The following is a 24,093-nucleotide window of genomic DNA, read 5'->3' on the forward strand; positions in this document are numbered from 1 at the left end:
TTATATAAATGAAAATATTTTACATTTTTTCACAATTCCGTTGACAAATTGTTTTTAACGGGATATCATGAAGTCAAATGAAAGACGTGATTATGCACAATATCATTTTCATTTCGCACACGATTCATGTAAAAACACACAAATTTCTGGAGGGCTATTTATGAATTTTGTACCACAGTTAAATTATGTTAGTGAAGAACAGATTGAAAAACTGCATCAGTATGGTATGAAAATACTGAAAAACCTTGGTATGCGCATTGAGGATCCCGATATTCGGAAATTGCTCTGCGAGCATGGCTGTACCGAGAAAGGCGATCGCATCTGCTTTACAGATACATTAATCGGAGACATGCTGAAAGCGCAGAAGGGCCGTGTAACCATGACTTCGGCCGTGACCGGCATGAAAAAAGAAATGGAAATCGGCAAGACGTTCGTGCACAGTACAGGAGGAGCGCCCTGGATCGCGGATATGAAGACGGGAAAACGCCGTAATGGAATGCTCACAGACCTGATCGACACCATCCGCGTTATGAATCAGCTTCCTGAACTGGATCTTCCGTGTGCTCTGGTTTACCCGAGTGAAATTCCGTCCGCAGTCACACAGCTGAGACAGACAGCTACCATGCTGAAATATTCCCATAAACCGATTTACGGACCGGGAATCTCACTCGCCAGCAATGCAAAATATATCGCAGAACTTTTTAAAGTTTACGGCGGCAGTGCCCTGGCAGACAATCCGATCGGTATGGTGGGCATTTCACCGGAATCCCCCCTGTTTCTGCCAAAAGAAATCACAGACACCATGAGCTACATCGTACGCGCTGGTATTCCCGTGAGCATCCTGGCGGCACCGATGGGTGGACTGACTTCCCCGTTGTCCGTAGCCGGAACAGTCGCACAGGCTCACGCGGAAATCCTGGCTTTTGCCTGTGTCTCTTATCTTATGAATCCGGACTGCGTGCTGTTCTACGGTTCCAGAACATTCTTTGCAAATATGAAGAACAGCCAGAGTATACTCGGACTGCCTGAGACCGGCATCTCAAGCGCATTGGCGGTACAGCTCGCAAACCACTGCGGTTTTCTGTCAGACGTCTATGGACTTTCCTGTACAAGCTGTGCAATGGACGAACAGGCGGGATATGAAAAGATGATCAATGCAATGTTGCCTGGACTTGCAGGCGCAACCCTGATCACAGGTTTTGGAAGCACTGCAAGCGTAATGTGCTGTTCCTTAAGCCAGCTCGTGCTGGACAATGAGATCATTGCCATGATCCGTAAAGCCAAGAAACCATTTGCGATCACCGAGGATGAAATGGGCTTTGAGGCCCTGGAGTATGTGATCCATGATGAGGAAACCTTCCTTGAGCAGGAACACACCATCGATCACCTCCACGAGGAAGTCTTCCAGCCGTCTATTGGCTTTGACAGTGTATGGGCTGACTGGATCAAGTGCGGAGAAGTCTCGCTGGCCAAACGCGCCGCTGAACGCGCACTCGAACTGATCCAGAATGATGAAGTTCCGGAAACGAAACCTGAGATCACAGCTGAAGTTGAGAAAATACTGGCTGCGGCAGAAAAAGAATTGTTATAAAATGGTAAAAAAATATTCCGCTCACACAGTTGAGCGGAATATTTTTAAATTTATAAGTCAAAGCTCTTGATATCACTTCTCCACAAACAATTCAATAATGGTATCATCCACCGTAATAAATGCGATACTCACGCCCGGTCCTATCTCCCTGGGCGGAAAGATCACGCTCTGTGCCGAATCCAGATACGGCTTCATATCATCCACCTGATAGGCCACATGCGGATTCTTGTGCATGATCTCGGGGAAACAAGTCCCTTCCTCGAACTTCAGATACTCAATCCTGAATTCATAATCATCCGGATTGCTTGTCCAGATCTTCAGTTCTTCGTTATAATCCATCCCCGGTTTTTTCGTGGTAACCGGTATCCCAATATGCAAGAATTCTGCTGCCATAAACTATCCTCCTTATCTTGACTGTTTTGCCGTATCCCGATAAAACTCATATGCCTCTTTATCCGTATAGTTCTCATGAACAATCCTGGCAACCGCCTGTGTCATCGCCAGAGGATCCTCTGCCTGGAAAATGTTGCGTCCCATATCCACTCCGGCAGCTCCCTCAGCTATCGCACGGTACGTCATCGTAAGTGCCTCCTCCTCCGGAAGCTTCTTTCCTCCCGCAACTACAATAGGAACGGGGCATGCAGCCACAACCTGTTCAAAGTTCTCACAGTAATAGGTCTTCACGATATGTGCTCCGAATTCTGCCAGCATCCTGGTCGCCAGAAGGAAGAACTTCGTAGTTCTCTCCATATCTTTCCCCACAGCCACAACGCCAAGAGTCGGGATTCCGTATCGGTTGCCGGCGTCTATCGTATTGCACAGATTCTGAATCGATGTCTTTTCGCCGGAAGATCCGATAAATATCTGTACCGCCATACACGCCGCGTTCATGCGGATCGCATCTTCCACATCCACACCAATGACCTCATGACTCATATCGTCATCCAGCACACTGCTTCCCGCCGTGCACCGCAGGGCTATTCCTTTGTTAAATGTCGGGGGCACACAGGTCCTGAGTGCACCCCGCGTAGCCATAAACACATCAATCCCGGGAGCGAGCGCCGGAATTACAAGATCCAGCCGCTCCAGCCCCGCTGTCGGTCCCATGATATATCCATGGTCAAACGCCAGCATTACCGTTCTGCCTGTCTTGGGGCTGAAAATACGCGAAAGCCTGTCTTTCATTCCCCATTCCGCATGGTCAGCCCCTTTTACATGAAAGGCGTGATTCACATGCGGGGTATCCAGATGAAAATTTTTCGCCAGTCTATTGCCTTCTTTCTCTGCCATAATAAGCTACCTCTTCCTATTATTATAATGATTTCTTAAGGTAAGGTGTGCTGCACGGTGCATTCCAGTAGCGGAGAAGTTCATCATCCATTCTCGCCATAAACATCTGGAATCCGGCCTGCTCCTGGACAGTAAGCAGCTCTCCTACATAATTTGCCACGATCTCGATATTTTTTTCTTTCAGCAGCTGCTCGCATTTTCTGTAAATAATAAACAGCTCCATCAAAGTGGTGGCACCCGTTCCATTCAGGATCAGCATGATTTTCTCGCCATCCCTGATATCGAGATCACTGATCAGACCATTGATCATGATCTCTGCTGTCTCATCCGCGGTCTTCATCTTCTGGCGTCCCCCGCCACCTTCACCGTGCTGGCCCATACCGATTTCCATCTCATCTTCACCGAGATCTGCCAGTACACTTCCGGTTGCCGGGTGTGTCGCACCTTTGACTGCCACTGCAAGAGTTGCCATATTGTCTGCGAAGCGCTGTGCGACAGCCGCCACTTCTTCGAGACTCTTGCCTTCTGCTGCCGCTGCACCGGCTATTTTATACGTAGGGATACATCCCACAAGACCTCTTCTGTCCTCACTGTTTTCACGCGGTGCATTGGAGATATCTTCCTGCGTCACCACTTTAACAACATGGAGACCTTCCTTTTTGCACCCTTTCATCGTCAGGTTCCCGGTCAGCATGTCGCCCGCATGGTTCAGCACTATGTAGAGCACACCTTTTCCTTTATCAGCCATCCTGACAGCGTCAATGCAAGCCTGCGGTCCTGGCGCTGCGAACACGTCGCCGACTACAGAAATATCCACCATACCTTCTCCCACAAAACCACTGATCGCGGGTTCATGTCCGGACCCGCCCTGCGTTACAATCGTAACACGGTCGGCAGTTTCCAGTTTGTTGTTGATAATCATTCTGTCCGGACCAAGTGTAACGAGGTCTTTGTTCGCGGCTGCAAAGCCTTCCAGCAGTTCCGGTGTCAGATTTGCCTGGTCATTTATAAATTTTTTCATTGCCATACCCATATCCTCCTGATTCATTCGTATTCCCCTGTACTATTTGATGCCTTCTGCCAACCCTTCGAAAAAGATTGCCGTGCTCACCGCCCCCGCGTCCGGTGTCCCGATCGTCTGTTCTTTATAGCTTTTCGCCCTGCCGAATCTGGCTACGTATTGTTCGCTGTCTTTGGCGCCCTGTGCTGCCGCCTCTTTAGCCCGTTCGAGGATCTCCGCAATACTGTCCCCGGCTGCTTCTGCTGCCAGCACTGCGGGGATCAGACTGTCCATCATTGTCTTATCACCAACCTTCGCTGTTGAGATGTCCTGCATTTCGCTCAGGCTTGCACGAAGCATTGCCTTCAGCAGATGCGGAGTGACCTCTGTTTCGTCTTTCAGTTCTGCCCCAAGGCCGCCTATCATGGTTCCGTATAGCGGTCCCGCACTTCCTCCGCTGACTGCCATAATGTCATCACCCAGATCGCTGAAAAACTCCTGTATGCTCTTATCACCCCACCCAGCCACGTCCTTCTCCAGAACAGCCGCAATCTTTGCTATTGTAATTCCATGATCACCATCACCGAATTTTGAGTCAATATTGCTCAGATAATCACTGTTTTCTTTCCACAGCCTGGCCACAGCCAGCATCATATCAGAAAATATCTTCCGGTCCAGCACCATCTTTTTCTCCTTTCCCTTTATTAGTATCATTTGTAACTTCATGTTACCATTATTTGTTACATTTATCAATTCATTTTTATTTTTGCGTAACTCATGATACATTTTCTGCCGTAATTCTGTGCATTTTAGCCAAAAAGTAACACTTTTAAACTTCGCAAAAGCCTAAAAGTGTTACATATGTTACTTTTATCATATTCAATTATACCTGTTCCCGGCTCTCCTCAGACATCTGCAGTGCCTTGCGGACCTGGATCTCCGGCGCGATCAGATGTGTCAGGTAGCCCGTACGTAATGCGCCAAGTACTGCTTTCTCGCTGATATGTGAAGAGCAAAGCCCAATCACAAATCGCGTATCCTTCAGGATCTCCAGAGGAATCCGTATCGCATAATCCATATCCGACTGGATAATCTCTCCTTTTACATTATAAAAGTAATTAAGAACACGCCCCACGGCACGCTGCCTGCGCAGCGCATCCCCGTATCTGGCCTCAGATGCAAAATCCGGTGTGGACGGATAGTTTCCGATATTCACGATCGCTACGTCCAGCTGTCTCCACGCCGCCTCCAGTGTATGATAATTTTCCAGTGTCTGAAACTGCTTCAGTTCCTGCTCCATGGTCACAAACGCCGGCGCATAGATATATTCCGGCCTTGCATCCGTTCGGCTGGCGAAAATGCGCACCAGCTCATTAGAATGATAATTTCTCGTAGAGACCTCGCTGTTTCCCATCAGTGGGCATACGCTTCTGGCCATGCCTTTCATAGCCTCACGCCTCTCCATCTCCGAGATCAGAGTACCGATGATATGCCCCCATCCCAACCCAAAGTTCTCCTGCTTTAACCCCTGGAGAAACTCCAGCGTCATGCCCGCGATCCGGTCATTGGTGTCCACATCATTCATTCCGTTCGGGACCAGAATGCCTCCGGCAATGGAAAAATGGCTGCAGACCTGATTCATCAGCACCTGATTTCCCTCTTCCGGTGATCCGATCTCGATTCTGACGATTCCCATATCCCTCGCCTCCCTGAGCATTCGGCTAATCAGCGGGCGGGAAATACTGAATGCTTTTGCAATCTCACTCTGCTTCATATCCTGCTCATAGTACATCCTGGAAATCTGTATCAGTTTATCTATCTTTTCACGCTCTCTGCTGTTCATTGTCACTCTCTCTTCGGTTATTTTATGTTACATAATTAACTTATCACGCATTCACAAATGTGTCAAACAAAACCAAGTGACATCTCAATGTACTTATGCTATAATCTTGTTATTCAATGCATTAAAGCTTTAAAGCAAAGAAGAGAGGACACAGAATGAAAATAATTGTATGTATCAAACAGGTGCCCGCCACCAGCCAGGTAGAGATCGATCCTGAAAACGGTACTCTGAAAAGGCTTGGTTCGCAGACCAAGACGAACCCTTATGATCTGTTTGCTCTGGAGACTGCACTCCGTCTGAAAGAACAGACAGGCGGAACCGTGACCGCCGTGACCATGGGACCCCCTCAGGCGGAGCAGATGATGAAAGATGCCTATTCCATGGGCGCTGACGACGCCGTTATCCTGTCAGACAAGAAGTTTGCGGGTTCTGACGTACTCGCCACTTCCTATACCCTGGCTCAGGGAATCCACGCAATCGGAGATTATGACCTGATCATCTGCGGTAAGCAGACGACAGACGGAGACACCTCTCAGATCGGGCCCGCAGTCGCGGAGCATCTTGGAATCCCGCACACAGCCTGGGTCAGTGAAATCTGCTCTGTTTCCGGAAAGTCCATTGCAGTCCGTCAGGACCTGTTCAGCGTTACACAAGTCTCTTCCATGGATTATCCATGTCTGATCACCGTGGATAAAGATATTTTCGTGCCCCGCCTTCCATCCTATCGTCTGAAAAAAGCCACCGCAGATCGTCCGGTCCGGTACCTTTCCTTCGATGATATGCCCGACAGGGATTTGACACGTTATGGCCTTGTAGGCTCTCCTACAACTGTAGAACGGATATTTGCACCTCCAAAGGCGGAAAAACAGGTTTATATTACCGGGAGCACCGCACAGAAATCCGGACAGCTGTTTGATTTATTGAGAAAGAAAAAATTTTTGCCCTAGAAAGGAGCGCATATGGATTTTTTAAATTTTAATGCCGCGCGATGCGACCTGTGCGAGGAATGCATCAGGAACTGTCCCTTCCAGGCGCTCACCATGGAGTCCTCCGGCATTCAGGTGGGTGAGTCCTGCAGAATGTGCGGTGTCTGCATCAAATGCTGTCCGCAGCAGGCAATCCGTTTTGAGCAGAAAGCCGGTACCGTGGATAAAAAGGAATGGCGGGATATTTTAATCTACGCTGAACAGGAGGAACACGACATTCACCCTGTCGCCTATGAGCTGATCGGAGAAGCGAGAAAGCTTGCCGGACAAGTTGGCTACCATGTGAACTGTATCCTGCTGGGAGGCCCGGGTACCGCAGAAAATGCAAAAAAGCTAATATCCTGCGGTGTACATAACATCTACGTATACGAACACGAAGGGCTATCCTCATTCAAGACAGACTGCTATACGGATGCATTTGCGGACTGTATCGCATCCACTAAGCCATCCGTCGTGCTGATTGGGGCCACAGCACTCGGACGCTCCCTGGCGCCGCGTCTTTCCACGCGGTTCCACACCGGACTGACTGCGGACTGTACGCAGCTTGAGATGCGGGACAATTCCGACCTGGTTCAGATCCGCCCCGCATTCGGCGGAAATATCATGGCTCAGATCCTGATCAGCCAGTCCCGTCCGCAGTTTGCCACGGTGCGCTACAAAGTCATGGACCGCGCAGAAAAAACGCCGCATCCCACAGGAAACATCATACACTGCGAGGTAACAGATGACATGGTCCGCTCACGCATCGACGTCACAGAACGCAGCACAATCAGAAGAACAAAATCTATCGAGGAGGAGGAAGTCCTCATCGTTGCCGGGCGCGGTGTAAAAAATGAAAAAGACCTCGGAATGCTCCGGGAACTGGCCTGCCTGCTCGGCGGACAGCTCTGCTTTACCCGTCCAATGGTAGAGGCGGGATACGGTGACAGCGCGCACCAGATCGGACTTTCCGGGCGGACCGTCAAACCGAAACTGATGATCACCTGCGGCGTGTCGGGAGCGATCCAGTTCACCTCCTGTATGAATGGTTCTGAATGTATCATTGCCATTAACAACGACCCCGAAGCACTGATCTTCAGCGTCGCCAGCTATTGTATCGTCGATGACCTGTACGAAGTCATCCCGTCACTGATCGCGCAGATTCGCGCAGGAAAGGAGTTCTGACCATGCCGTACCCCTATCACAAAATAACAGAAGAAGACATGGCTCATCTGATCCGAACGGTGTCACGCGACCGCGTCTGTATCGGAGATGAAATCCCCAAAGAATATTACCACGACGAGATGCCGGAATACGGCTGGCATCAGCCGGACATCTATATTGAGGTCCTCTCAAAGGAAGAGGTGTCCGCCGTCATGGCATACGCACATGAACACAACATTCCGGTAACCGCCAGAGGTGCCGGAACCGGTCTGGCGGGAGGTGCAACCTGCAAATACGGGGGCATCATGCTCTCGCTGATGCGCATGAACCACATTGAAAATGTAGATACACAGAACCTGACGATAACCGCCGAATCCGGCGCCCTGCTCACCGACGTTGCAGAAAAGGCTGCTGAGGCAGGTCTTTTCTACCCGCCGGACCCCGGAGAGCGCACAGCTTCCATCGGGGGAACCGTCATTACAAATGCCGGCGGCATGAGGGCTGTGCGTTACGGAGTCACCCGCGACTATGTGCGCTGTGTGGAGGCAGTCCTTCCGGACGGCTCCATTGTGGAGTTTTCGTCGAATGTCGCCAAGAACACAACCGGATATGACATCAAAGATTTAATAATAGGCTCCGAAGGGACACTGTGCATTGTGACAAAGGTAACGCTTCGCCTGATCCCCGCGCCAAACTGCACACGCACACTGGTCATGACATTTTCATCCATCGAACCGTGTATCGAAACCGTGCCAAAACTCCTGCAGACCCCCTATGTTCCCACCGCCATCGAATTTCTGGAGCGGGAACTGACGGATATCGTGGACAGGCGCCTGAACAAACCATTTCCTGTTCAGGAAGGTTCTGATTTTCTGATCGTCATGTACGACGGCTCTTCCACTGATGAAGTTGACACAGCCTGTGAGATGGCATGCGAGATAGCAATGGACATGGATGCCATCGACGTCAAGATCTGCGATTCACCGGAACGCATCGGTTCCGTATGGTCAGCCCGTGCCGCTATCCTTGAAGGCATGAAGGCCGACAGCGACGCACAGGAAGAGTGCGACGTCGTCGTACCGCGCGCACGCATCGCAGACTTCGTAAAGGCGGCACAGGAGATCGGCAGGAAATACAAGATCCGTGTCATCGTCTGCGGTCACGCCGGGGATGGAAACATTCACACCGAAATGCTGCGCAATAATCTGTCAGATGAGGAATGGAAGTCAAATACCCTGTCATGTCTGAAGGAACTGTACGCCAAAAGCAAAGAGCTAGGCGGACAGCTGTCTGGAGAACACGGGATCGGCAACGGACGCCTGGAATTTCTTGAAGATTTTATCGGCAGCCGGATGTATCAGCTGTACCAGTCTGTCAAACTGGCATTTGACGATAAACTGATCCTGAATCCGGGTAAGATCATCGAATACAAATAAAAGACAAGGAGCTGCCCGGCGCAGCTCTCCAAGAGGGAGGACACTATATGATAAGCAAAGACAGGATGCCGCTTGCGGTCGGCATCGCATTCGTAGCATTTACTACACAATTCGGCGGCGGTTTCGCCTCCGGTGCACAGCTCTACCAGTATTTTATCAACTACGGTCTCTGGGGCATTTTCATGCCGATCGTCGCACAGCTTTTGCTGTCACTGTTTTTCTGGTACGGGCTCCGCTATGCATTCCGTAACCATACCTACGACTACCGAAGCTTTTCCAATCATTTCTATGGAAAATTAAGCCCGGTATTCTCCAACCTGTATGAAATCGTCTACCTGATGCTGATCTTTCTGGCACCAGCCGTAGCCTTTGCAACAGGGGGGGCAACGCTCAACACGCTGACCGGCATCCCCTACTGGCTCTGTACACTGATCATAGGAATCTTCATTTTTCTCGTTGCCATGTTCGGTACCGCCATCGTCAGAAAATGTGCATCCACACTTTCTGTCATCATCATTATCGGGCTTCTCGTCGTGCTTGTACCGAATATCATCGCGCAGTGGGACAGCATCTGTAGCTCTTTCGGTCAGCTGGCCTCGGGGCTTGTTCCCGTCGCATCCAAAGAAAGCGGCAGCCTTGGCAGCGCCCTGTGGAGCGCAATCGTGTATGCACTGTTCCAGCTGGCTTCCATCGGTCTGATGTACCAGCACGTGGAACCGCTCTCGGAAGAGAAGCAGGTGACGCGTTCCATGATCTATATGTTCGTGGTCAATACAGCAACTATCATGCTCTCGATCATCGGAATGCTCGCAGTCGCATTTAATGACGGACTGGCGGAAGCTTCCGTACCGATGCTTCTTTTTGTGAACAGCGGCGTCGGTGCCAAAGTACTGACTCCGATCATTTCCATCCTGATCATACTGGGCTCCGTATCCACTGGTGTCAATATGATTGCCGGCATCGTGACACGTGTGGTCAGGCAGCTCGAGAAAAAAGAGTCTAAGGACGCGGCGCGCACAAAACGCATGAAGCGCAGCACCCTTGCATCTCTTCTGTTCACCCTGCTCGCATTCGCGATCGCACAGTTCGGCCTGCTGCCGCTCGTAAAGGTCGGCTATTCCTATCTCGGATATGCGACTCTGATTGCCGTGGGAATACCGTTTATCGTACACTTCATTTTACATCTGATCAGAAAAAGAGCCTGACAAAAGACATGGCGGAAGGATTGCAGGCATTTCCTTCCGCCATGTCTTATCTTAATATCAGTCGCTGTACACGACTGCATTCCTGTCTTCCATCCCTACGCCAAACTGCTTTACCTGTTCCAGCATATGCCCAATATTTCCCTCGCCGGCGAATCTATTACCGTCAAAAAAGTTCTCGTCCAGTCCCATCCACACGAGAGGATGCTTTTCACTGCAGATGTCCACATTTTCTTTCAGGATTCCCACATATACCTCTACATAATTCAGCTGATTATAATAAGTGAAATCCATCATATGAAACAGCTCTGTCTGTTCGCGATCAATACCGGTCTCCTCCCGCAATTCGCGGTACGCTGCACAAAAGCCATCCTCTCCATCCTCTATCTTGCCTCCTACAAGGTTATAAAGCCCTTCATATGGATCACCTGTCCTTTTACACATCAGGAGCCTTGTGCGCTCCTTATTGAAAATCATAATACAGTTGTACCCCTGCATACTGCCAAGACAATTATCAGTAGTCATGCCGATCTCCTTTCCAGTCCTTAAAATCAACGATCTTGCTTCCGGATGAACTCTTCCTTTCTCTGCTCTGACCTTTTAGCAGTTCACCCGGCTTTGCCCCTCTGTTTACGATCATCCTGGTATCATTCCATAACAGCATCAGAACATCCGCAAGTTCCTGCAGTTCTTCATTACTCTCTATCTGAACTGCATGTTCCTCAATAAAATCAAAAATCTCCCGCACACTGCAGCCTGAACAAATCTCCCACTGCACCCTTGCCCCAATAAACTCAGCATCGATGCCCGGGAGTTCTTTTTCAGTCATCAGGTATTCTACAAATTTACAGATCCCCTCCCCATGCGGCAGATAGCCATGTACCACGATATCGCATATCTCTCTTCTGGTTGGAATATAGTATTCTTTGCCATCCTGAATCTCCCACAGCCTCTTATATGTAGCATCGGCATACAGCGGCTTCTGGATATAAAGGGCGTCAGAAAGTATAAAATCTTTGTATCCATCCGGCAGTTGTTCATAAGTATCTGTAATATCCTGTTCAGAAATCCGGTCATCACAGTTCTGGTTATAGATGCTCGCAATGGCTTTTAACTCGGCTACACCGTACAGATAGCCGGCAGCTTGCAGACAGTCCAGCAGGAAGCTTCTGCGAACGCGCTCTTTTAAAATACCCTCTGCTTTCAGCATCCCGTAAGCCCCCGCCGCATCATCCGGCACCATAATGTAATCACCATCCAGGACGCCGCAGTATCCCGCACACTGCAGACGTTCAAAAACATCCGGATCATCTGCCTCATACGGACCCTTCACCTGAATCGCAGCCTCATATGCAGATATCTCATCATCACGGAGGCAAAGGAAAAACCGGCACATAATCTCAGGCCTGAGAATATGAGAAACCGTACAGGCTATCAGATCATCCCGCCCCTTCGGCAGTTCCACCTTTAATCCATGCATTCGAGCGATATCCAGAATATCATGCAGCTGATAACACTCAAATACCTCCGCCAGAGACTCTTCCTGATGATTCCAGTCTGGTTTGGGGCGTTTTGTATCCTTCGGATTACGGGTGACCAGCAGGCCTGTTTCTCCTTCTGCCATGGCCTCATATATTTCTTCCTGAAATCTGTTTTCTCCCTCGCCATAAATCACATGGAAATTAGCTTTAAACTCTTTGTTCACAGCGTCCATATCATACGATTCATATCCCTGCTCCCGTGCCCATTCCTGCATTTCATCATGCTGCGGATGCTGGGGATCATTCATAATATCAAGGCATTCGTAATAGCCGTACAGACCGCCGCTGTCCTCGATCGGGCAATTGCCTTTGTATTTCAGTACACACGGAGCACTTTTTTCATAGTCAGGAAGTACAGCCTCCACTGTAATCTTATGCCTCCAGTCGTCCCCAAAATCATAATAATAGGTAAACCAGTCCTCCTGCTCAACCAATGTATCTATAAACGTCTCCGACGCATCCAGGCAATACTCATCATTCGACAGCATTGATTCTGTAAAATCTTCGTCATCCTCCTGAATCATGGCAAAAGAGTTTCTCATTTCAAAACGAAACAGATGATACCCCGACCATCCCATCGTCTGGTTCAATATAATGCTGAGCTGAGAGAATGTAATTCCCGCCGGCACAACGACTCTCCGCCAGACAGGCGGCTTAGCATTCTTGATTCCAACCTTTAACTGATAAGCTTTCATGGGCATCTCCCCCCTCTTCTTCCGGAACGGCGGTTTCTATTTTTTATTGTAACTGTTCAGGACGGCGCATCTTCTTGACCGAAAAACCGGTCAAGAAGCATCGGATGTTCATCCGATGTGGAAATTGGTGCAGAAAGCGACTTACAAGCAAGCTTGATGCACCAATTTCCCCGCCGTCCTGAGCTGTTACCTTTTATTATAAGCTATCCGCGTATAAGAATAAAGAACATTAGAAAAAGAACCGAAAGTTTTTCGACTTCCGGTTCTCTTTTATAAAACTATTCGTCCTCTTTATCTGTACCCACAGCGGAATCCAACAGCCGCAGCAGCTCAAGTGCACTTCGAAACGGTATTGTTTTATTCTCTTCAATCCACTGCACCGTTCCCTGCCACGTATGATTTTGCGCGCTCTTGATCTTTATCAGAAAAGACTGGCCCTTAAATTCGGTCATGTGTACTTTTTCGCTCATAGTTTTTGGACTCCTATAGAATTACTGATGATCAGCCATTAAACTTCTCAATCGTAACAGTTCCCCAGCTATCGATATTGCCGTTGGCATCTGTGCCTGGTGTAAAGTTGTCAGCCTGAATGAGCTCTACAACCACGTTAATGTTGAATGTCTTTTCTGCCATTTCATTGCCCCAGGAAGTCGGAATTACGACTTTATCAAACAGGACAAATGTATCGTTTGCTTTCATGATATCCTGTACATAGAAATAACCGTTTCCGTCAAACTTCACTTCCTCAGTACCTTTGTAGAATTTCAGTTCACTGACCTGTGTATCTGTAAGGCCTGTAAATGTCACATGGAATCGTGCATAGGCATCTTCAGAATCGCCTGCTAATGTCAGGGTAGGATCTTTTTCCAGTTCCTGGCCCGGTTTCACATTTTCATAGTCTTTACCGGTAGTACCGTCTTCTCTGTCTTCTTCACCTGTCTCAGTCAGTGTACCGTCTACTTTGCCAAGTGTGATAACATTCGCCGCTTCATCAGAATCTGTGAAGTATGCCAGCGTTCCGCCGATCAGTAATGTAGCAACCAGTGCAAGAGAGGTTACCAGCAGCGCTATTTTTTTCTTCTTACTCATATTTTCAGCCTCCTTTTCTTCTGACAGGCACCTTTGTGAGGTGCCTGAGAGCTATCATATTTTAGTTAAAAATGCTTGGGAATGCTGTCTTCATTGCCGTCTCGCAATCAGCAAATTCATCGGATCCCTGTACGAGATAGCCTGTGATGATGATCTGGAAATCCTGCATTTTATAATCTGTGTATGTGTAGCTTGTTACATTTCCTTCAGCATCTTTTACTTCGTATTTGGTAACATCAAACTGTATCGGGCTGCCGTCTGTCAATGCTGCACTTGCAATCTGGTCCGGTGTCAGTGCCAGCTGATCGATTTCCACCGCATCAAAGATTCTGGTAGTCTCACCGCCGTCCGGTGCTACTTTTTCCTTTGTGTAGTAAGCAATCGTATTATCTTTTGCCATTTTCCAGTCTGCTGTATTGAAACCATCTGCCAATGGAGCACCGGATTTAATATTGATAAATTTATCTAACTCAGCGTATGTAGTATCAACCCACTCATCCGCTTCATTCTTCACCTGATACTGAATCGTCGCCGCTGCAAATACCGGGTCTGTGCTTTCATCAGAAAGGTTTCTGATCAACGGGTCCTTTGCAATCACTTTACCCGGTGTGAAATTCTGAGCTTCTTCTTCATCCCAATTCGGTTCGTCTGTCTCACCGGTGATACCCTTGCCCATTGTAAAGGTGTTTGTCTCTGTATTTGTAATGTGCGTCAGATATGCAAGCGTTCCGCCAATTCCCACAACCGCTACCAGGGACAGAGCAATCAGGGTATTTCTAAATTTTTTGTTTGCCATAATTTTATTCTCCTTCACTGATCGTTAATTACTGAAAGACAACGCCCAACGCGCTGTTAGCGAGCTTGGTGAGTTCCGTCTTGGCAAGATCATAATTCACATCGGATGCCTGAACAGCGTAACCTTTTACTTCGATCGTGTAAGTCGGAAGTCCTGCTTCAGCCTCTTCAGGATTAATCTCTTCACCCTTTGCATTATAATAAGTAACCTCGTCAACTAATTCCGTATTATCCTTTACGTCAATCAAGTTACCATCTTCATCCATTGTATAAACAATTTCGCCTTCTGTACCGTATTTCCATACTTTCTGAATACCTGCATTTACTTTTACAGATGAGAAGATTGCACTGGTATCAGCGCCTGGCGCTAATACAGTTTTAAATGCATATAATTCCTGACCATCAGCTGCTGTACCGATTTTTTCCCAACCTGTTGTATCCAGTCCCTGAACCTCTGCATACTGTTTAAACTCTTCATAAGTTATACTGTCTGCACCATTTGTATAGTCCAGCGAAACTGCAACCCAGATGGATTCATTAGAGTCACTGGTGTTTGACATTGTCGGTGCTTTTGTGATTACCTGACCCGGCGTATAGCTGCCAGCCACTTCAGGATCAAACTCCTCAGTCAACTCCGTCGTAATGGATTTCGAACTTGTAAATACGTTCTTTTCCGTCTCCGTCACGCTTGACAGATAAGCCAGTGTTCCCCCAACTGCCAGAACAGCCGTAAGTGCCATTGCACCGATTGTTGTTGCGATTCTCTTTTTGTTTGCCATAGTATCTCTCCTCCACTTGATTATAAATTTAAAAGTCATTACGTTTTATATTTTCTGTCCGTTTCGCATGTATCTTAAAAAAGCTTCCTTTTTTAATTCATTTTTAGTTCTGACCGTTGATAAAGTTTAACATCAGGTCTTTTGCGTCTGCTGCATCTACATTTGTAGACTGAATTGCATAAGCCGTAACTTTGATATTGAATTTTGGTAACAGCCCCTTCTCGCCTGCTTCCAGGTCCAGGCTTAATGGAACCTCCCCAAACAATGCCGGAGTTGTAATTCCGTTAACAGCCAGTTCAGTGGCTCCTTCACCGCTGCCATACATATAAATCTGGTCCTTTCCTGTACCGCCATCAATCTGTACCCAGGCATCTGTATGAAATTCAATCCCTGTTTCCTTCAGATAAGCAGTTTTGAAATCATCATATGTTACCTGTGTTTCGGTGCTTCCATCTACCTTAAAATACTGAACTTTAAGAGCTGTGTAAATTGGTTCATCTTTACTTGTATTCTTAACCTGTGGATCCTTTGGAATATCCGTTCCCGGCGTATATCTTTGAGCCAGGTTAAAGCCTAATTCCATGTTATCCTTATCAGCCTCATCCACTCCTGCGCCATACTGGAAACCGTCTTCCCCAAATTCATATCCATCCCAGTCAGGTTCTCTCAGTTCCAGATCAATACTTTTATCAGAAGCAAATACATTTGTTGCCGTTTCCGTAACCTGATGCAGGTAAGCAAGTGTTCCGCCGATTCCTAAAGCAGTAACAACAGCAAGTGCTGTGATAACTTTTGCTTTTTTATTTTTATTAATCATAGTTCCCCTTCCTTTCCATGTTTTCCGAACTATCAATGCTATAAGTACATTATGAATGATGTAAGTCACAACGCAGTCACATCAACAGGTATTCTCAATTTTTTCTAATTTATTTTCTCAGCTATGCTAATGCCTCTAAATCATCAAAATCAGATAATCCCCATGCACTTAAAGAATCTTTTTGATTTGCTGCAATACCTTCTGTAAGGACCTGCAGTTCAAATGTAGTGCCTTCCGGTACTTCTCCGGCATAAGTCACTGCGGTAATGAGCATACCGGACACATCATCCGGAGCCAGAGCCCTGGTATAGTAATAGTAGGTTTCTCCACCTGCAGTTTCTTCTTTTCTCCAGTTGCTGTCATCACCATATGTGTATGAAACTTTACTCATATCCGCGGGAACTGTCTCACCCGCCTCATTTCTGAAAATCGGAACCAGTCTTACCCTTACATACGTATCAGTTGTCGGATATTCTTCACTGTCAATATTTTTAATGCTGACTTCTTTTGTAACCGGTTGATTCTCAACAATCTGATCATAGGTATTCGTATTGTCGCCATCTTCCAAAGGCACATCTTTGCCATTTTCTACAACTCCGATATTGACAGCCGCACCCGCAAAATCATTTTGTACCGGATCCGTTTTCTTCTGCAGCATTGCAATTGTTGTTCCCACAACAGCAATCACCAGAAGTGCCAGAATTCCCACAACTGTTATCTTTCCTTTCTTACTCATTTGCCTCATTTTGCACCTCCGTCTTTTTTTTCATCCTTGCCCATCAGCATATCCGGCAGGAAGGTCAGGATCAGCACTACCAAAATTGCCGTTATCATAAGGATCATTCCGGTTCTTGTAGCAGCATACACAGCAACATATCCTAAAAGCGGAATACTAAAAGCCGGTTTTCCAACTACTGCCGCGTATGCGATCGTCCCGCCGTCTACATTGTCATTGGCATCGCCTTTGGTTTGAAATGTCTGATTTTCTTCATCTTTTTCTACCACACGGTGAGTGACCATTGTTCCCTCACCAATCGTATATGTCATTGGATCACCCACTTCAATATCTGCAGGTTCCACGTCCTGTACATAGATCAGACTCCCCACATGGTACGTCGGCTCCATACTGCCGCTCAGTACCGCCAACGGCTGAAGGCCAAATACCCTTGGCAGAAACAACGCCGCCACTAACGCAATCAATGCCACAAGTAAAATGGTTGTAACTGCTTTATATACCTTTCTCATCACTCTGCCCTTCCATTCCCGTGCAAACTTTTTATCTTATATTGATACTATATCAATCGCAAGTCACACTCCGGTCACAATGTTTTAAATTATATAAGAAAAGATGCAGTTTTCACTGCATCTTTTCTGAAAATCACTGATTAAATTTGTTTACTGCTGCGGCAGCGTCACTGAGCCATTTCCATTCCCTGTCAACGTTGTTCGTAAACTCCGTTGTTGCCACAAGCACATTTGCATGCTTTGCATTCTTTTCTGTGTTGCCTACTCCATAAAAACTCAGCTTATCATTGGAAGACTCTAACTTTTTCCCGATATAGAGGTCGGCACATTCTTCTGCGTTCCCATCAAAATTATCCTTTTTAGAAACCAGATCATATTTAGCTGACCACTCGGTCTCTTCCGTTACTGTATAGTATCCTCTGGACAATCCGGAAATGGTTTTTGTCTTTTCAGTATCCCTTTCATTTGCATTGAAATTGATCACTTCATAGAAAGTATTTACCAGATCTCCCTTGCTGCCATCTGCCTTCACCGCATATTTCTGAATTTTAAATACAAAACTCTGATTTGCGTTGATCGGCTCAATATGTGTATATTGATCATCAATCTTTTTGGTAATTGTCAGCTGTCCATCAACCACATAGACAGTGTAAACGCCATACTCTTTATCTTTATAATTTTTCGTATCACTGTTCACCGCTGTAACAATATGGTCTTCACCTCCGGCAATGTTGCCCTCCGTACGTCCTGTACTGTCATCCGTCGGTGCTCCGGCATCGTAGGTAACTTTCAGATAGAATTTCTGCGTGTCCGTCGGAGCAATCCGAGCCATTTCTTCCAGCGTAACCGGCTGGCTGCATGCTTCATCTTTATACCATGTTTTGGTGAAATCTGCCGCTTTCAGGGCACTGCCGTCTCTTCCCATTGTATATCCGCTTTCAAACAGTCTGTTAATTACCGCATCATCTGTCGGAACTGTGTCACCCAGGAAGATCGTTGTTTCTGCATTGTTTATTTTGAGTTCAGCTTTTACATTTACTGTTGGCTGTTCAAAATATACCGTACCAATTTCGCTGTCAATCCTGGAATCAGAACCATTCGTAGTCACATCATTCCCGCCGATATACGCATCCTTGGCCCGGATAACGATCGGAGTCTCCCCGCTCTTCCAGCCTGGTTCTTCTCCCTTGGACGCCTGAATTGCCGCATCCGGCCAGGTAAGCGTTGTTGATCCGTCCCCATTATGCGTCACTGTCACTCCTGCTGCTGTGAGCCTTGCTTCTTCTCCCTCAGCGAGTTCAAAACGTTTGTCGATGGTATCCACGATATCCGCCGTTATCGTCTTGCCAAGGCTGGAACCAATGCTTTCAAACAGGGCTTCCAGAGACTCCACACTGTCCGCTGTCATATAATAGTCGGACCCTGATGCAACACCTGTCATGTAATCATCAATCTGCTTTATAGTACCGCTGCTGATTTGGCCGGATGTACTGGCCGAATCAAATATTCCCAGTGAATAAATTGTAGCATTATGAGTTGTCTTGATCGCGCGAGCATTTGTAACAGCACCGCTTGCCACGTCGGTATTAAAAGTATTGCCCGTAGTAGGAACACCATCTGTCAGGAAAATCACAAGATTCTTTCTTCCCTCTACCTGGTCAACCGTCTCCCGGTTTCCCGTACCATCATAAATGGCCTTTGCATTTCCCATTCCTGCGGACGCATTGGTGGCTCCACTCTTAGGCACATTGTTCACCCAGCTGTTTAATGTGGTATACGAAGAATCGTTGCCAACTCTGAGCAGCTCATTTCCGCCGCTTCTCTTTGTTGTCGCACTTCCTGCAAAATATACCACTCCCATCCGGCTGTCCGGGCTGCTTTCCCTGACCATATCGAGGAACAGTGTTGCTGCGTTCTCTAATGCATTATTTTTGTTATCTCCGCCATAGCTGCGGCTATACAGCTGTGCATTTGTCACATAAATATACTGGTTAGATGCAGTATCATAATAATAATACTGGTTCCTGTCTCTGTCCCGGGTTGCCTGCTGATAGATACCACTGGTTGTTTTCACATAATAGCTTCCACTGGCAGGAGTACTGCTTCCCGAATATGGGGTAAATGTATAGAAGTTATTGTCCATACTTCCTGATGCATCCAGAACCAACACGATATCGTACGGTGTCGCTTTCACCTGTTCTGTTATCTTCGAAGTTGCGGATAATGTAATTCCATACGTCCTTTCATTCCAGTCCAGAAGTTCTACCTGTTTGTCATAATCCAGATTCTTTTCCAGATATTCATCTTCTGTAAAGTTATGGATTTGATAAAACTCCTCTCCCGATACATCCAGCTTTCCAACTTCATTGCCTTCGGCATCTTCCAGATAAACACTGCCTGTTCCATCATCTTCAACCGTAACCGTTACTGTCCATACACTGCCTGGCGTAACATAGCCATTCGGAGACTGCGTTTCAGTCAACGTATATGTCCCGGTAGAAACGCCTGAGAACGTCACCATACCATTTCTACCTGAAGTTTCTGTCCCGATCACAGTATTGCTGCTGTTCGTCAGTGTAAAGGTCGCTCCCGGGAGAATCTTATCCCCACTGTCCGTTTTTACAAAAGAAAGATCAACGGAGGAAGTTTTATTGGTTACCACTGCTTTTGCATTTTTATTAATATTAATTACGCCTGATGCATATCCTTCATATCCATTTTGACTGGAAATTGAATCTGCCGTATAAGAGGCACTGTCAACCACTGTAAATTCCGGTGCCAGATAAGTATCCGTATCCAGGTTGATCTCCTCCACCCTGAATGAAGTTCCAGATGGAATTCCACGCGTGGTTTCGCCTCCGGCACTGACCGCTGCATTACCAATAATTACCGCAATCTGTCCGGACTTCAGACTGATTCTTCCGTTGCTTGTGGTGAGTGACTCCCCGGCAAGCGCCGCATCATAGGTCGCACCTACTTTGTAAGTTCCTCTATACAGCTCACCGCCAAGAGTAACCCGCATCGTATAAGTATCATCTGTAGCACCGCCGGCCACTGTCTTTTGAATTAAAAGATGTTTCATATTCGTGGCTGCGCATCTGTTCTTGAAGTTTACGATTGTGTCTGTTCCGATTGTAAGCTCTTCACTTCTAATTGTAGTCTGATCCTCTCCGACTACACTGTCGCCATCCTGGTTTACAATTCCGGCAGATTCAATCACAACTTCATCATAAGCTTCGCTGCTGAGACCGACTTCTTCCACATAATACTTCTGGCCTTGCGTCATTCCACTAAACTGGGCCTGTTCACCATGTCTCAGTTTAAATGTTCCGTCGCTGTCAACTGTTTTTATTTCTGTTGTGTCATCAGCTTTTCGCAGAGTATACTCGGTTCCCGGCATTACTGCCTCAAAATTTCCGTTTCCGGCTTCTGTCTCTGCATACAGTTTAAATGCAAATTCCACATCACTGTAGGCACCATCGTCATAGTTAGATATCTCTTTGCTGACAGTAACCGAATCTGTGGGAAGCGGTCTCATATTGAAACTGATCTTACAGTTTGCAGCTCCGCCTCCTCGTTCCAGATAGAAAAATTCCATACTGTGAGAACTGAAGTTCTTAAAAGAAGTATAGCTTCCGTCTCTGCCCTTGTTAAAGATGCCATCCAGATATTCCGTCACTTTGGCTTGATTTGCTCCTGGATTTGCTTCCCTGTAGGCAGCTTCATAACGCGCTGCAATTGTCGTATCGTCAATACCTTCCGCTTTAACAACACCCGTCTTAAAGTTGATGCTTCCTTCTTTTTTGTCATGGATACCACCGAGATCAAGCACCTTGATGCCGTCAATAAATACCCATACATCATCATCACCCCTGAAATCAAATACCATGTCTTCGCCATTGATTTGACCATTCTTAGGCTGATAGAAGTTCATACCGATGTTCATTCCGAACCAGTAGTCAGTCGCCGCCCTGCCTCCATCCACTGACGATAATGTATTGTCGCGTGCGGTAGCCGGCAGACTATTAAACGGTAAAAAGTTCCCGTAATTAAATGAGCTCTGAAGTGGTGACAGTCTTGCATTGTAGACATCAAGCCAGTTATTTTCCTGATTCAGCTGTGCATGGTGGTTGCTGCTGTCGTAGTAATAATAGCCATTCTCATCCTTTTGGAACAGACCGCTTAAACCATTATAAGCCGTAACCGCCGTGCCTGATTCAAACAAATACTCCAGGGAATCTCCACTCGTCAGCAGCGGATATCCGTTCTCACTCAAATTATTCTTCAAATATTCCTGATGCACACGTTGGTTGCTGGTATGTGTATAGGCGGCAGTCCCTGCATTATTAGATCCATCTACACCGCCAGCATTGTTATGGAAATAAAACCCGTCAGCAGCAACCGATTTGCTGTTGATAGCACTGCTGTAGTTATACAGGCCCATGCTGATTCCGTCTGCTCTTCCGTCTACTGTATCAATTTTAGATACATCTGCCTCCTTCGATTTGAGGTTTATCTGAATTCCCCGAACATCAGAAAGGTTGATTGTATTGTTAGGATTCTGATTGGCGTATGTTCCACGACCCACTCCACTCAGATCCTTTTTACTGTTTAACTGAATGCTTTCCAGAGAGTATCCGGCTGAAGGATTTACATAAAATGCAACATCCGACTCTTTAAACCGCCTGGTATAATACCCCTTTTCGGCACCATCGATAAAAACATAAAACCTGATCTCTGTTCCTCCGGAACTGACATCGTCTTCAGAAGCAAACACCTGAACCCTCTGACTGCTTTCAGAAAATTTAATAATCTCTTCTGAGCAGTATTCCTTAACCGGCCCTTCTGCCCGATATTCGAAATACAGATTATCACTGCTGCCGAAACGAGTCCAGCTGCTATAATTGCTGGTCTTATAATAAAATCCTTTGTTTTTGCCGCTGCTCTTATAATACAGCTTTACTACTTCCGATTTACTTGAACTGGAAGGGCTGGATGCTTTGTAAGCCCTTAGGAAAGTGTATCCGTCAATTTCATTTGCCAGGGAGCTTATGTTAGTACCATCATCAGAATCGTTCGTTACCGAAAGGCTTCCAAGAGAAATGTTTTCGCCTATCGTATTGCCCTCTTCATCCACACAGTATACATATTTTGTATTGCTGCTCCATTTAATCACGAAGTACGAGAAACTGTCTGTTGCGAATTCCGTTTTGCTAACCTCTGCATTACCGACTGTTTCAACAACTGCATTGTCCAGCTTCTGCACTTCAATTTCATTCGTGTCAGCACTTTCCTTCAGGTGGTAAACCTCGATATCATCTGCTGAAGCATCGTCTGGAAGCTCTGTCACCTCACCATCTGTGGTTTCCGGTTTCGCTGTCTCATTAAACTGAAGGGAAACATTGACTTCTCCAGTCGGCTCTACTTCCACACCGTCTTTTTCAAAACGAATGTCATATGTAACAAAACCTGCCAGTTCTTTGTCCGCCTCCGTCTGGTCTGCCATCATGCTCTCAACGGTGGCAAGCTCGTCAGCATCTGCTACTTTTGTAGCTTTCAGCTCTGCGCCTCTTGGCAAAATTCCAGGCTGTGATAATGTAGCCGTTACTGTAACTTCCTGATGATCATCCATGCAGGTAAATTCTGTTGTCTGGTCCTGCCCGGTCCATGCAATCACGAAGTCAGAAAGATTATAGGCATTAAAACCATATTCACTCACTGAACCAATTGCATCATCTGCAAAGTTAAATGCTGTAAGATGTTCTTCCCTGTCATCCAGTACGGTAATCATGTTTCCAGCCTCATCCTGTGCCGTTGTGTACTGGAACATTTTCACATTCACTGTTCTTAACCTGGATTCACCTTTGAGGGCATCCGGAAGAGCAGCCTCTTTGTAAGTCATCAGCATATTGACTTCGCCCTGTGGCTGATAAACTTCCCCGTCACTGATCAGTTCCGCATGGTATGCAAGAAATCCATCCACAGGATTACCATCTGCATCTTTTACATCTTTCAAAAGATTGACAATATCATCATATTTTGCTTTCAATGTTTTAACTTCTTCAGAAGTGTTTTCATCAATCGCGTAATCATCGATCGGTGTCACCTGAAGCTGTGTACCTTCCGGAAGAGCCTCTTCCTGTGCCAGCTGCAGCTGCACAGTCATTGTATCATTTTCAAATGTGTAATTCGTCTGACCCGTAACCGGTTCCTCTGTCTCTTCTACATTTTCCAGAATCTGTGGTTCCTCTGCAGAATAGGAGGACTCGTCAGTATCTGTTGCCTCTGTATCCTCTTCCGTAATTACCGTTTCTTCTTCAGTAGATGGCTCCTCTGCCGGGTCTTCCAAAGCTTCCTCCGTAACTTCTTCGGGGATAGTCTCAACGCCCGCTGCCTCTTCTGCACTTCCGAATACGTCTAGCGGTATAGCGGAAAGTACCATCAACAAACTTAAGATTAAGGCCATCCATCTCTTACTTGTTCTCCATTTCATTGGTAATCCTCCTTCAACTTCTGCTATATATGATCTTCAGGACGACATAAGCATCCTATACACTCAGTTTATGTTTATACTATAGCAAGCTTAAGTCACAGAGCGGTCACAATATCCTGAATTCACAAATAAAAAAACAGAAACTCAT

The 24,093-nt window shown here is 46.7% G+C and carries 20 protein-coding genes; 5 read left to right on the plus strand and 15 right to left on the minus strand.

The features are described from left to right. Nucleotides 1-160: 160 nt before the first annotated feature. The gene (locus MCG98_RS01755) at nucleotides 161-1,591 is read left to right on the plus strand and encodes a trimethylamine methyltransferase family protein (RefSeq protein WP_240300150.1); all 1,431 of its coding nucleotides are present in this window, start codon (nucleotides 161-163) and stop codon (nucleotides 1,589-1,591) included. A gap of 72 nt (nucleotides 1,592-1,663) precedes the next feature. On the opposite strand, the gene MCG98_RS01760 is transcribed toward MCG98_RS01755, so the two are convergent. The 5 genes from MCG98_RS01760 to MCG98_RS01780 all read right to left on the minus strand — a co-directional run bounded on the left by MCG98_RS01760 (nucleotide 1,664) and on the right by MCG98_RS01780 (nucleotide 5,724). Continuing rightward, the gene (locus tag MCG98_RS01760) at nucleotides 1,664-1,984 is read right to left on the minus strand and encodes a hypothetical protein (RefSeq protein ID WP_240300151.1); all 321 of its coding nucleotides are present in this window, start codon (nucleotides 1,982-1,984) and stop codon (nucleotides 1,664-1,666) included. Between the two features lie 12 nt (nucleotides 1,985-1,996). After that, nucleotides 1,997-2,881, minus strand: a complete 885-nt coding sequence (gene lsrF, locus MCG98_RS01765; protein WP_240300152.1) for a 3-hydroxy-5-phosphonooxypentane-2,4-dione thiolase — start codon at nucleotides 2,879-2,881, stop codon at nucleotides 1,997-1,999. A 22-nt stretch (nucleotides 2,882-2,903) separates the two neighbouring features. Next, the gene (locus MCG98_RS01770; RefSeq protein WP_240300153.1) at nucleotides 2,904-3,908 is read right to left on the minus strand and encodes a dihydroxyacetone kinase subunit DhaK; all 1,005 of its coding nucleotides are present in this window, start codon (nucleotides 3,906-3,908) and stop codon (nucleotides 2,904-2,906) included. A gap of 36 nt (nucleotides 3,909-3,944) precedes the next feature. Continuing rightward, nucleotides 3,945-4,565 (minus strand): DAK2 domain-containing protein, encoded by a 621-nt coding sequence (locus tag MCG98_RS01775; protein ID WP_240303364.1) that lies wholly within the window; start codon nucleotides 4,563-4,565, stop codon nucleotides 3,945-3,947. Between the two features lie 199 nt (nucleotides 4,566-4,764). Then, entirely contained in the window at nucleotides 4,765-5,724 is a 960-nt protein-coding gene (locus MCG98_RS01780) for a sugar-binding domain-containing protein (RefSeq protein WP_240300154.1), read from the minus strand. A 155-nt stretch (nucleotides 5,725-5,879) separates the two neighbouring features. On the opposite strand from MCG98_RS01780, the gene MCG98_RS01785 reads away from it, so the two are divergent. From MCG98_RS01785 to MCG98_RS01800, 4 genes are read left to right on the plus strand one after another with little or no spacing between them, the layout of a single operon-like run. Then, nucleotides 5,880-6,671 (plus strand): electron transfer flavoprotein subunit beta/FixA family protein, encoded by a 792-nt coding sequence (locus MCG98_RS01785; RefSeq protein WP_240300155.1) that lies wholly within the window; start codon nucleotides 5,880-5,882, stop codon nucleotides 6,669-6,671. Nucleotides 6,672-6,683: 12 nt separating this feature from the next. Then, the gene (locus MCG98_RS01790; protein ID WP_240300156.1) at nucleotides 6,684-7,874 is read left to right on the plus strand and encodes an electron transfer flavoprotein subunit alpha; all 1,191 of its coding nucleotides are present in this window, start codon (nucleotides 6,684-6,686) and stop codon (nucleotides 7,872-7,874) included. Between the two features lie 2 nt (nucleotides 7,875-7,876). Next, complete coding sequence (locus MCG98_RS01795; RefSeq protein WP_240300157.1) at nucleotides 7,877-9,289, plus strand: FAD-binding oxidoreductase; 1,413 nt, start codon at nucleotides 7,877-7,879, stop codon at nucleotides 9,287-9,289. Between the two features lie 47 nt (nucleotides 9,290-9,336). Further along, nucleotides 9,337-10,494, plus strand: a complete 1,158-nt coding sequence (locus MCG98_RS01800; RefSeq protein WP_240300158.1) for a hypothetical protein — start codon at nucleotides 9,337-9,339, stop codon at nucleotides 10,492-10,494. A 57-nt stretch (nucleotides 10,495-10,551) separates the two neighbouring features. Here MCG98_RS01800 and MCG98_RS01805 read toward each other — a convergent pair whose 3' ends face one another. From MCG98_RS01805 to MCG98_RS01850, 10 genes are all read right to left on the minus strand, one after another. Then, a complete protein-coding gene (locus MCG98_RS01805; RefSeq protein WP_240300159.1) occupies nucleotides 10,552-11,016 on the minus strand; it encodes an NUDIX hydrolase in 465 nt (154 codons plus the stop codon). Then, on the minus strand, nucleotides 11,006-12,727 hold the full coding sequence (locus MCG98_RS01810; RefSeq protein WP_240300160.1) for a plasmid pRiA4b ORF-3 family protein: 1,722 nt from the start codon (nucleotides 12,725-12,727) through the stop codon (nucleotides 11,006-11,008). Before MCG98_RS01810 ends, MCG98_RS01805 begins: the two co-directional genes overlap by 11 nt. 278 nt (nucleotides 12,728-13,005) lie before the next feature. After that, nucleotides 13,006-13,197: a hypothetical protein gene (locus MCG98_RS01815; RefSeq protein WP_240300161.1), complete on the minus strand. Its 192-nt coding sequence runs from the start codon at nucleotides 13,195-13,197 to the stop codon at nucleotides 13,006-13,008. A 31-nt stretch (nucleotides 13,198-13,228) separates the two neighbouring features. Further along, nucleotides 13,229-13,816: a TasA family protein gene (locus MCG98_RS01820; protein WP_240300162.1), complete on the minus strand. Its 588-nt coding sequence runs from the start codon at nucleotides 13,814-13,816 to the stop codon at nucleotides 13,229-13,231. Between the two features lie 61 nt (nucleotides 13,817-13,877). Continuing rightward, on the minus strand, nucleotides 13,878-14,612 hold the full coding sequence (locus MCG98_RS01825; protein WP_240300163.1) for a SipW-dependent-type signal peptide-containing protein: 735 nt from the start codon (nucleotides 14,610-14,612) through the stop codon (nucleotides 13,878-13,880). A gap of 28 nt (nucleotides 14,613-14,640) precedes the next feature. Further along, a complete protein-coding gene (locus tag MCG98_RS01830; protein WP_240300164.1) occupies nucleotides 14,641-15,390 on the minus strand; it encodes a SipW-dependent-type signal peptide-containing protein in 750 nt (249 codons plus the stop codon). Nucleotides 15,391-15,493: 103 nt separating this feature from the next. Then, nucleotides 15,494-16,207 (minus strand): SipW-dependent-type signal peptide-containing protein, encoded by a 714-nt coding sequence (locus tag MCG98_RS01835; protein WP_240300165.1) that lies wholly within the window; start codon nucleotides 16,205-16,207, stop codon nucleotides 15,494-15,496. Nucleotides 16,208-16,328: 121 nt separating this feature from the next. Next, on the minus strand, nucleotides 16,329-16,952 hold the full coding sequence (locus MCG98_RS01840; protein ID WP_240300166.1) for a hypothetical protein: 624 nt from the start codon (nucleotides 16,950-16,952) through the stop codon (nucleotides 16,329-16,331). Next, nucleotides 16,949-17,452: a signal peptidase I gene (locus MCG98_RS01845; protein ID WP_240300167.1), complete on the minus strand. Its 504-nt coding sequence runs from the start codon at nucleotides 17,450-17,452 to the stop codon at nucleotides 16,949-16,951. Before MCG98_RS01845 ends, MCG98_RS01840 begins: the two co-directional genes overlap by 4 nt. Nucleotides 17,453-17,585: 133 nt before the next feature. Beyond that, on the minus strand, nucleotides 17,586-23,945 hold the full coding sequence (locus MCG98_RS01850) for a SpaA isopeptide-forming pilin-related protein (RefSeq protein ID WP_240300168.1): 6,360 nt from the start codon (nucleotides 23,943-23,945) through the stop codon (nucleotides 17,586-17,588). Nucleotides 23,946-24,093 lie beyond the last annotated feature (148 nt).

It is taken from the genome of Ruminococcus sp. OA3, assembly GCF_022440845.1.
Taxonomy (GTDB): domain Bacteria; phylum Bacillota; class Clostridia; order Lachnospirales; family Lachnospiraceae; genus Ruminococcus_G.

What these genes read in the sequence shown, in the direction of transcription:
- MCG98_RS01755 (WP_240300150.1), top strand. Translation starts at nt 161, where the DNA reads ATGAATTTTGTACCACAGTTAAATTATGTTAGTGAAGAACAGATTGAA.
- MCG98_RS01760 (WP_240300151.1), bottom strand. Translation starts at nt 1,984, where the DNA reads ATGGCAGCAGAATTCTTGCATATTGGGATACCGGTTACCACGAAAAAA.
- lsrF (WP_240300152.1), bottom strand. Translation starts at nt 2,881, where the DNA reads ATGGCAGAGAAAGAAGGCAATAGACTGGCGAAAAATTTTCATCTGGAT.
- MCG98_RS01770 (WP_240300153.1), bottom strand. Translation starts at nt 3,908, where the DNA reads ATGGCAATGAAAAAATTTATAAATGACCAGGCAAATCTGACACCGGAA.
- MCG98_RS01775 (WP_240303364.1), bottom strand. Translation starts at nt 4,565, where the DNA reads ATGGTGCTGGACCGGAAGATATTTTCTGATATGATGCTGGCTGTGGCC.
- MCG98_RS01780 (WP_240300154.1), bottom strand. Translation starts at nt 5,724, where the DNA reads ATGAACAGCAGAGAGCGTGAAAAGATAGATAAACTGATACAGATTTCC.
- MCG98_RS01785 (WP_240300155.1), top strand. Translation starts at nt 5,880, where the DNA reads ATGAAAATAATTGTATGTATCAAACAGGTGCCCGCCACCAGCCAGGTA.
- MCG98_RS01790 (WP_240300156.1), top strand. Translation starts at nt 6,684, where the DNA reads ATGGATTTTTTAAATTTTAATGCCGCGCGATGCGACCTGTGCGAGGAA.
- MCG98_RS01795 (WP_240300157.1), top strand. Translation starts at nt 7,877, where the DNA reads ATGCCGTACCCCTATCACAAAATAACAGAAGAAGACATGGCTCATCTG.
- MCG98_RS01800 (WP_240300158.1), top strand. Translation starts at nt 9,337, where the DNA reads ATGATAAGCAAAGACAGGATGCCGCTTGCGGTCGGCATCGCATTCGTA.
- MCG98_RS01805 (WP_240300159.1), bottom strand. Translation starts at nt 11,016, where the DNA reads ATGACTACTGATAATTGTCTTGGCAGTATGCAGGGGTACAACTGTATT.
- MCG98_RS01810 (WP_240300160.1), bottom strand. Translation starts at nt 12,727, where the DNA reads ATGAAAGCTTATCAGTTAAAGGTTGGAATCAAGAATGCTAAGCCGCCT.
- MCG98_RS01815 (WP_240300161.1), bottom strand. Translation starts at nt 13,197, where the DNA reads ATGAGCGAAAAAGTACACATGACCGAATTTAAGGGCCAGTCTTTTCTG.
- MCG98_RS01820 (WP_240300162.1), bottom strand. Translation starts at nt 13,816, where the DNA reads ATGAGTAAGAAGAAAAAAATAGCGCTGCTGGTAACCTCTCTTGCACTG.
- MCG98_RS01825 (WP_240300163.1), bottom strand. Translation starts at nt 14,612, where the DNA reads ATGGCAAACAAAAAATTTAGAAATACCCTGATTGCTCTGTCCCTGGTA.
- MCG98_RS01830 (WP_240300164.1), bottom strand. Translation starts at nt 15,390, where the DNA reads ATGGCAAACAAAAAGAGAATCGCAACAACAATCGGTGCAATGGCACTT.
- MCG98_RS01835 (WP_240300165.1), bottom strand. Translation starts at nt 16,207, where the DNA reads ATGATTAATAAAAATAAAAAAGCAAAAGTTATCACAGCACTTGCTGTT.
- MCG98_RS01840 (WP_240300166.1), bottom strand. Translation starts at nt 16,952, where the DNA reads ATGAGGCAAATGAGTAAGAAAGGAAAGATAACAGTTGTGGGAATTCTG.
- MCG98_RS01845 (WP_240300167.1), bottom strand. Translation starts at nt 17,452, where the DNA reads ATGAGAAAGGTATATAAAGCAGTTACAACCATTTTACTTGTGGCATTG.
- MCG98_RS01850 (WP_240300168.1), bottom strand. Translation starts at nt 23,945, where the DNA reads ATGAAATGGAGAACAAGTAAGAGATGGATGGCCTTAATCTTAAGTTTG.